Below are 7,167 nucleotides of genomic sequence, written 5' to 3' on the forward strand. Positions count from 1 at the left end.
GGCGAACAGATAACAGCGAACAGATAACAGATGACAGATTTCAGATGACAGAGTTTGAAATCTGTTCGCTGAAACCCGTCGCCTGTTCCCGCACCTCCGTCCGCTCCGCGACCAGCGGCTCGATGCCGCGCGGCCTGGCCGCGACGGCGCGCCACCAGAGCCGCAGGGCCGGCGGGTCGGCCGGCTCGAAGGGCTTGCCGGGGCGGGGGACCGCCAGGTGGGCGCCGAGCGCCTGGGCGGCGGTGACCACGCGCTCGGCGGGCTCCTCCCAGGGGTGGATCGCCAGGTTGAAGGTGCACCAGTGGATCGGCAGCAGCAGCTCGCCGCCCAGGTCCAGGTGCGCCCGGACGCCCTCCTCCGGGGTCATGTGCACCTCGGGCCAGAACTCGCTGTACGCCCCGACCTGCATCATCGTCGCGTCGAACGGGCCGAGCCGGCGGCCGATCTCCGCGAAGCCGGGGAAGTAGCCGGTGTCCCCGCTGTGGAAGATCCGGTGCCCGCCGCCCGCGACCACCCAGGACGCCCAGAGGAACAGCGCGCTGGTGCGCGGACCCCGGCTGCAGTAGTGCCGGGCGGGCGTGGCGGTCAGGGTCAGTCCGGCGACCTCGGCCGACTCCCACCAGTCCAGCTCGACGATCCGCCCGGCCGGCACGCCCCAGTGCTCCAGGTGCGCCCCGACCCCGAGCGGTACGGCGAACACCGCGCCGCTGCCGATCAGGGCCTTCACGGTGCGCATGTCGAGGTGGTCGTAGTGGTCGTGCGAGATCACCACCACGTCCACCGGCCCGAGTTCGGACAGCGGCAGCGGTACCGGGTGCAGCCGCTTGGGGCCGGTCCAGCCGAAGGGGGAGCAGCGCTCGCCCCAGACCGGGTCGATCAGGACGCGCCGCCCGCCGATCTCGGCGAGCACGGTGGCGTGCCCCAGCCAGGTGAGCCGCAGCCCGGAGGCGGGCGGGGCGGCGAGGTCGACCGGGAGCAGCCGGTGCACCGGCACCGCGGCGGACGGCGCCCGGCGGGTCTTGTCCCCGCTCAGCTGGGCGAGGGTGATCTCCAGCGGGCTGCGCTCGTAGACCAGGCGGCGGGTGGGCACCGGGTTGCGGAAGGCGCCGTCGGCGAACTGCGGCGAGCGGCGGATCCGGGCCAGCCGCTCGCCCCGGGGGTCGGCCCCGAAGGCGTCGGTGCGGACCCGGTGCCAGGCGGCGCGGGGCAGTCCGGCGAGGCCGGGGAGCGCGCGCTCCGGGGCGCCGCGGCCGAGCGCGGCCCGGTCGGCGTCCGGTGCGCTGGGCGGCGGTGCGAACTGTGACGTCAGACCGGCGAGACGGGAGAACCACGGGACGGGGCGGGGCACGGCTCCTCCTGGGACGGTCACGGCTACCGGGCAGGCCGGGGCGCGTACCCCGGGGGCCGTGGGGCCACTGGGGTACGACAACCATCTCGTCGGACGTTACTCGCCGTGGGCCGTTCGGACCCGGCGAAGAGCCCGGCGCGGTCCAATCGGCGTACCCGGGCACGCGCCACCGGCGCCGAGCCCGGCCCCGCGTGGTGCGGGTGCCCGGCGCCCGCGCCCCGCGCCCGTCGCCGGCCCGCCGCTACGCGTAGAAGCGGGTGATCGCCTCCGCGACGCAGTGCGGCTTGTCGCTCTGCTCGCTGGTGATGGTGAAGCGCACCACCGCCTGGACCCCGCCCGGCACCTCGGTGGCCGAGAGCAGCTCGGCGGTGGCCCGGATCGCGGTGCCGACCGGCACCGGGGCCGGGAAGCGCACCTTGTCCGAGCCGTAGTTCAGCGCCATCCGCACGCCCTCGACGCCGTAGCACTCCTTGGCCAGCACCGGGATCATCGACTGGGTCAGGTAGCCGTGCGCGATGGTCGAGCCGAACCGGCTCTCCTTCGCCCGCTCCGGGTCGACGTGGATCCACTGGTGGTCGCCGGTCGCCTCGGCGAACAGGTCGATCTTCCGCTGGTCGATGGTGTGCCACTCGCTGGTGCCCAGCTCGGTGCCGACGGCGGCGGTCAGCTCGGCGAGGGAGGCGAAGGTCGTCACGGTGCGCTCCTGGAGGGGACGGCCCCGGGGAGGGGTCACGGGGGCAGGACGCCGGAAGCGTATGCCTACCCGCCGGTACCTGTCAGGAGCGGAGTGCGAAAGCCGAGCTCAGGGCCGCAGCAGCGGTCGGCCGAGCGATCCCTGCCCGAGCGATCCCTGCCCGGTCGGGAACAGCCGGCGGCCGCTCACCAGTTCCGGCACCAGGGCGATGAACAGCGGCTCCGGGTCCCCCACCCACGGCCGCAGCCCGGAGCGCAGCACCCGGCGCACCTGCTCGGGCTCGCTGACGGCGTCGGCCCGGCCGTGCACCAGCACGCTCCACCCGGTGCGGGTCACCGGGTCCAGCAGGTCCGCCTGGAAGGCCACCACCGTGCCGTCGAGCCCGCGCGCGGTGGCACTTCCCCGGCGCACGGCGAGCACCAGCCGCCCGTCCAGGACCTCGAAGGAGACCGGCAGGACGGCCGGCAGCGCGTGCTCGGTGTACACCACGCGCCCGACGGGCACGGTGCTGAGCAGCCGTAGGCACTCGGCCTCGCTCAGGGTCTCCACTCGGTCCTCACGCTCCATGCGTCCGATCGTCCTCGGTCGGCGCGGGCGTCGATAGGGCCCATGGTCCCTGAGCGGACGGGCCGGGAGCCCCGTCGGCGCCCGGCCGGAGCGGTAGCCTGCCCCGCGTCGGGATCGGTGGAGGGGCGGGCGCAGGAGGGGGCGGACGGATGGCCGGCGGGGTCGATCTGGTGGTGATCGGGGCGGACGGCGGGCCCGAGCGGGCCTACGGCGGGTCGGCGCACGCCCCGGCGGGCGCCCGGCTGTTGGCCGAGGTGCTGCCCGGGATGTGCTTCGACACCGGCGCCGCGGGCTGCCGGGTGACGGCCGTGGCGCCGGACGCGGACGCCAACGCGATGCTCACGGCCGTCCGGGACGCGGCCCGGCGCCCCGGCCGTTGGCTGGTGGTCTGCCTGGTCGGCCAGTTGGTGGCCGACCCGCGCGGGCGCCGGCTCGCCCTGGTCACCGGCGGCAGCACCCCCGGCAACGCCTACCGGCGCGGCCTGGCCTGGGACTGGGTGGTCAGCGCGATGGTGCACGGGGACCAGGAGGAGACCCTGCTGCTGGTCGACGCGGTGGCCGACCGGGAGACCTGGACGGCGCTGGACCGGCCCGGCGAGGACAGCGCGGGCGAACTGCTCAGCTACTCCCGGGTCCCGCTGTGGGGCCGGATCGGCCGCTACGCCCCGGGCAGACGCGGCCGGGACGCCGTACTGCCGGGCGAGGAGGGCTCGTTCAGCCGGGCGCTCACCACCGTCCTGCACCACGGCGTCCCGGGCGCCCCGGCGGCGGTCGCCCCGCTGGACCTCCAGCCCGCCGTGGCCGGACTGCTGGACGGGGGCGATCCGTCCGGCGGTCCGGGTACGCCGGGCGCGCGCCTGCTCGTTCCGCCGCACGGCGGGCGCCTGTTGATGCGCAATCGGGCCGCTGTTCGGGGCGCATTGGCCGGATTGTCGCTTTCCGAAGAACTGTTGGCCGTTCTGTGGCGGGAAAGTGCCCCGACGGAACCGCCTTCCGCGTAAGGTCAGGGGGCCTGAGGTGTTGCCGTGATGGGGTGGGTTGGCGAAGAATCGATCCCCAGTGGAAACATCGGCGGGTCTTCGGAATTCTCCTGGCGACCGTTGATCACGGATCGGCTCGGTCGCGACGAGGTGGGGCGATGCGGCAGCGCGGAAATGTGTTGCGCCCTGGGGCGATCGGGACTGGCGGGGCGGTTCTGGTGTTGCTGCTCGGCGCTTGTGCGAGTGGCGGTGGCGGTGGTTCCGTCGATCGTCTCGGGTCGCCCGTGCCCACGGTTGCGGGAGTGAACCCGTTAACTCCTTCGGGTGGTCCGGCAAACGGCGCGATCGCGCCGACCGACGGGCCGGAAGGGGCCCGGGGGCGGCTGGCCCTGAGGACGTATCAGGACTGGTGGCGGGCGCAGGCCACGGCCTACGGGCGTACGGATTCGGACGGTTCCGCGCTCGAGGCGTACTCCTCCGGTCGGGCCCTGTCCGATGCCCTGGTCGACCTCCGTCAACTCCACGACGCCAAACTGGTGATGACCGGAATGCCGCGGAATTCGGCGGTGGTGAAGGCCGTCGACCTGAATGCCGATCCGCAGACCGCCGTGATCGAGGACTGTCTCGACGTCTCGGACTGGCACCGCGTCGACGCCGTCACCCGTACCGCGAAGGATCCGGCCGACCGGCTCAACCGCTATGTCGCGACCGCTTCCCTGCGATGGTTCCAAGCGCACTGGCTGATCTACGACTTCAAGCGAGAGGTGGACCGGACATGCTGAACTCGCGGAAACCGGGCCGACGGTTCGCGGTCGTCGCATCGTTGTCCGCCGGGCTGTTGTTGTCCTCGGCGGTAACGGCGACGGCGGACGAACCACCGGCGGCCGGGGCGGAGACCTGTTCCCCGAGCGTGATCTGCTCGCACGCCGGAACCGGCGGGAACAGCACCACCACGCCCGGCACCTCCCAGGGCGGCGGCGACACCGGCGGCAGCGGGCCGCAACTGTGCAGCTACCACGGCACCCAGTGGGCCTGCTACGACCCGGAGCGCGGCTACTTCAACAGCGACGTCGGGTGCTACTTCCGGCCCCTGGACGCGCAGCCGCCCGAGGGCGACCCGGCCTGGGAGGGGCACAAGCCCTCGGAGGGCGCCGTCTACTCCAAGGTCTGCCCGCAGACCGGCGGCGGGCAGGACGGCCTGCAGCTGCAGTTCGTGAGCAACGCGGCGGGCGCGACCCCGGTGATCAACCTGACCGTGCAGGCGAAGCTGCTCGCCGACCGGATGGTCTTCCCCACCCCGAAGGCGAGCCTGGCGCCCAAGGACACCGCGGTGGTCAAGCTGCCGGTCTGGCTCTGGGCCGAGGGCATGGTGGCGCCCGCGCCGAGTTCGCTCACGGTGCCGGGCGCCTCGGTCACCGTCACCGCGCAACTGGACGGCATGACCTGGGACTTCGGCCAGGGGATGACGGTGGACTGTGCCACGGCCGGGACGCCGTACGACCCGAAGTACGGGGACGCGAAGTCCCCCGACTGCGGCTACGAGTTCGCGGTCGGCTCGGGCACCCGCAAGGGCGGGGTGTTCACCGGCACGGTGACCGCGCACTGGCGGGCCCACGTGGTGATCACCGGGCCGAACGCGAAGACCTTCGACATCGACATGCCGCGCGGAGCGGACCTCGCGCTCAAGGTCGCCGAGGTGCAGGTCCTCAACTGACGGCACCACAAGGGCCGTTCGGCAACTGACGATCCGAAGAGCGAACGAGGGAAGGGCGGAACCCGGTGGAGAACCGTACATTCGCGACGCCGGGGTCCGGCACGCCGGCGGGCGCCGCGGTGTCCGTGGCGGTACCGGAGCAGCAGGAGCAGGGCCGGGCCACGCCGCACGCGCCCGGCCGCACCATGCGGGCCCGGCGCCGGCGCCCCGCGGTGCTCGCCATGGCGGTCGCGCTGATCGCGGCCGGCGGGCTCGGCGGCGCCGTCCTCTACAACAGCACCGGCCAGCGGGTCGCGGTGCTGGCACTCGCCCGGGACGTGCCCTGGGGGCAGGTCATCACCGACGACGACCTGGTGGTGGCCCGGATCGCGGGCGACCCGGCGCTGCGGCCGGTCTCCGCCCAGGACCGGGCCAGGGCGGTCGGCCTGCGGGCCGCCACCGACCTCAAACGCGGTGCCATGCTGACCGGTTCGGACCTCGCGCAGGGCCTGACCGTGCAGCCGGGGCAGATCGTGGTCGGGGTGTCGGCCAAGCGCACCCAACTGCCCGCCAGCCGGCTCCAGCCAGGGGTGCAGATCGTCGTGGTCAACACCCCCGACAACGGCCGGCCCGACTCGCTGGCCGCGACGGTCATCACCGTCGGCCGGGTGGACACCGACGGCAGCCAGGTGGTCGACGTGGCGGTCGGCACGGCGGACGGGCCGCGGCTGGCGCAGTGGGTGGCCGGCGGACGGATCCAGGTGCTGCTGGCCCCGCGCGCGGCCCCGGGCGGCAGCGCCCCGGCCTCGCCCTCGGCCGCCCCTTCCGGCGCGGCCCCCACGGGCGCCGCACCCTCGGGTACGACGCCCACGGGTACGACGCCCCCCGGCGGGGCGGCCCCCGCAGGCGGCGGCGGGCCCTCGACCCCGGCCGGGGCGGGTGGCGCCTGATGGCGGTGATCGCGGTGGTCGGCGGCCCGGGCGCGCCCGGGGCGACCACCACCGCCCTGGCACTGCTGCTCGCCTGGCCGCTCCAGCCCGGCCGCCGGATCCTGCTGGTCGAGGCCGACCCGGACGGCGGCGCGGTACTGGCCGGCGCCCTGGAGGGCCGGGTCGAGGCGGTGTACGGGCTGCGCAACCTGGCCGTCGCCGACCGGCGCGGACTGCTCGCCCAGACCATCTGGGAACAGCTCATCGACCTCTCGCCCGAGGGCGACGCCGAGCGGCTGCTGCTGCCCGGCCTCACCGACCCGGTCCAGGCCTCCGGCCTCGCCTACACCTGGGAGCCGCTCGCCGAACTGCTGCACGGCATCGAGCGGCAGGGCTACGACGTCATCGTCGACCTCGGCCGCTCCGGCGCCACCGGGGCCGGAGCGGTGCTGGCCCGCCGCGCCGACGTGGTGGCGGTGACGGTCCGCAGCACGCTGCGCGGGCTGAGCGCCGCCCGGCCGCGGCTCGCCGCGCTCGGCGAGGACCTCGCCGCCGCCGGGACCGGGACGGACGCGCTCGGACTGCTGCTGGTCTCCGAGGGGCCGTACTCGGGCGCCGAGGTCTCCCGCGAGTTCGGCCTGCCGGTGCTCGGTGAGCTGCCGCACGCCCCCCGCACCGCCCGGGTGCTCTCCGACGGCGGGGACACCACCGACCGGCGGTTCATCCGCTCGGAGCTGATGCGCACGGCGCGGTCGGCGGCGGACGAGGTGCAGCTGCTGGTCCGCCGACGGCGGCAGCGGCTCGCGCCCACCGCGAGCCCGGCGGCCGCACCGGCGCCCGCCCTGGGCGCGGCGCCGGGCGGGCCCGCGGTGACCGGAACCGCGACCCCCGGGCCGGCCGAGCAGTTCGCGGCGAACCCGGAGCCGCCCACGCCGGTGCAGCCAACCCCGGTGGTG

Annotated in this window: 8 protein-coding genes; 5 read left to right on the forward strand and 3 right to left on the reverse strand. The window is 74.9% G+C overall.

Features of this window, described 5'->3' with window-relative positions; translation table 11 throughout:
- Positions 1 to 40: 40 nt before the first annotated feature.
- From ACFV8H_RS27405 to ACFV8H_RS27415, 3 genes are all read right to left on the reverse strand, one after another.
- Complete coding sequence (locus tag ACFV8H_RS27405; protein ID WP_380404964.1) at positions 41 to 1,210, reverse strand: MBL fold metallo-hydrolase; 1,170 nt, start codon at positions 1,208 to 1,210, stop codon at positions 41 to 43.
- A 379-nt stretch (positions 1,211 to 1,589) separates the two neighbouring features.
- Positions 1,590 to 2,042, reverse strand: coding sequence for a MaoC family dehydratase (locus ACFV8H_RS27410; RefSeq protein ID WP_380404942.1), 453 nt, complete (start codon positions 2,040 to 2,042; stop codon positions 1,590 to 1,592).
- 108 nt (positions 2,043 to 2,150) lie between these two features.
- A complete protein-coding gene (locus ACFV8H_RS27415; RefSeq protein WP_380404945.1) occupies positions 2,151 to 2,609 on the reverse strand; it encodes a pyridoxamine 5'-phosphate oxidase family protein in 459 nt (152 codons plus the stop codon).
- 149 nt (positions 2,610 to 2,758) lie between these two features.
- On the opposite strand from ACFV8H_RS27415, the gene ACFV8H_RS27420 reads away from it, so the two are divergent.
- The 5 genes from ACFV8H_RS27420 to ACFV8H_RS27440 form a co-directional block, all read left to right on the forward strand.
- Positions 2,759 to 3,610: a hypothetical protein gene (locus ACFV8H_RS27420; protein WP_380404948.1), complete on the forward strand. Its 852-nt coding sequence runs from the start codon at positions 2,759 to 2,761 to the stop codon at positions 3,608 to 3,610.
- Positions 3,611 to 3,747: 137 nt separating this feature from the next.
- Positions 3,748 to 4,371: a hypothetical protein gene (locus ACFV8H_RS27425; RefSeq protein WP_380404950.1), complete on the forward strand. Its 624-nt coding sequence runs from the start codon at positions 3,748 to 3,750 to the stop codon at positions 4,369 to 4,371.
- Positions 4,365 to 5,303: a hypothetical protein gene (locus ACFV8H_RS27430; protein ID WP_380404952.1), complete on the forward strand. Its 939-nt coding sequence runs from the start codon at positions 4,365 to 4,367 to the stop codon at positions 5,301 to 5,303. The genes ACFV8H_RS27425 and ACFV8H_RS27430 overlap by 7 nt, the downstream gene beginning before the upstream one ends.
- 65 nt (positions 5,304 to 5,368) lie before the next feature.
- Positions 5,369 to 6,232 carry an SAF domain-containing protein gene (locus ACFV8H_RS27435; protein ID WP_380404955.1) on the forward strand — a complete coding sequence of 288 codons (864 nt, stop codon included), beginning with the start codon at positions 5,369 to 5,371 and terminating at the stop codon, positions 6,230 to 6,232.
- The coding region (locus ACFV8H_RS27440; protein WP_380404958.1) for a hypothetical protein at positions 6,232 to 7,167 on the forward strand (936 nt) is incomplete at its 3' end. The genes ACFV8H_RS27435 and ACFV8H_RS27440, both read left to right, overlap by 1 nt.

The sequence above is a fragment of the Kitasatospora sp. NPDC059827 genome, assembly GCF_042731675.1.
Classification (GTDB): Bacteria; Actinomycetota; Actinomycetes; order Streptomycetales; family Streptomycetaceae; genus Kitasatospora.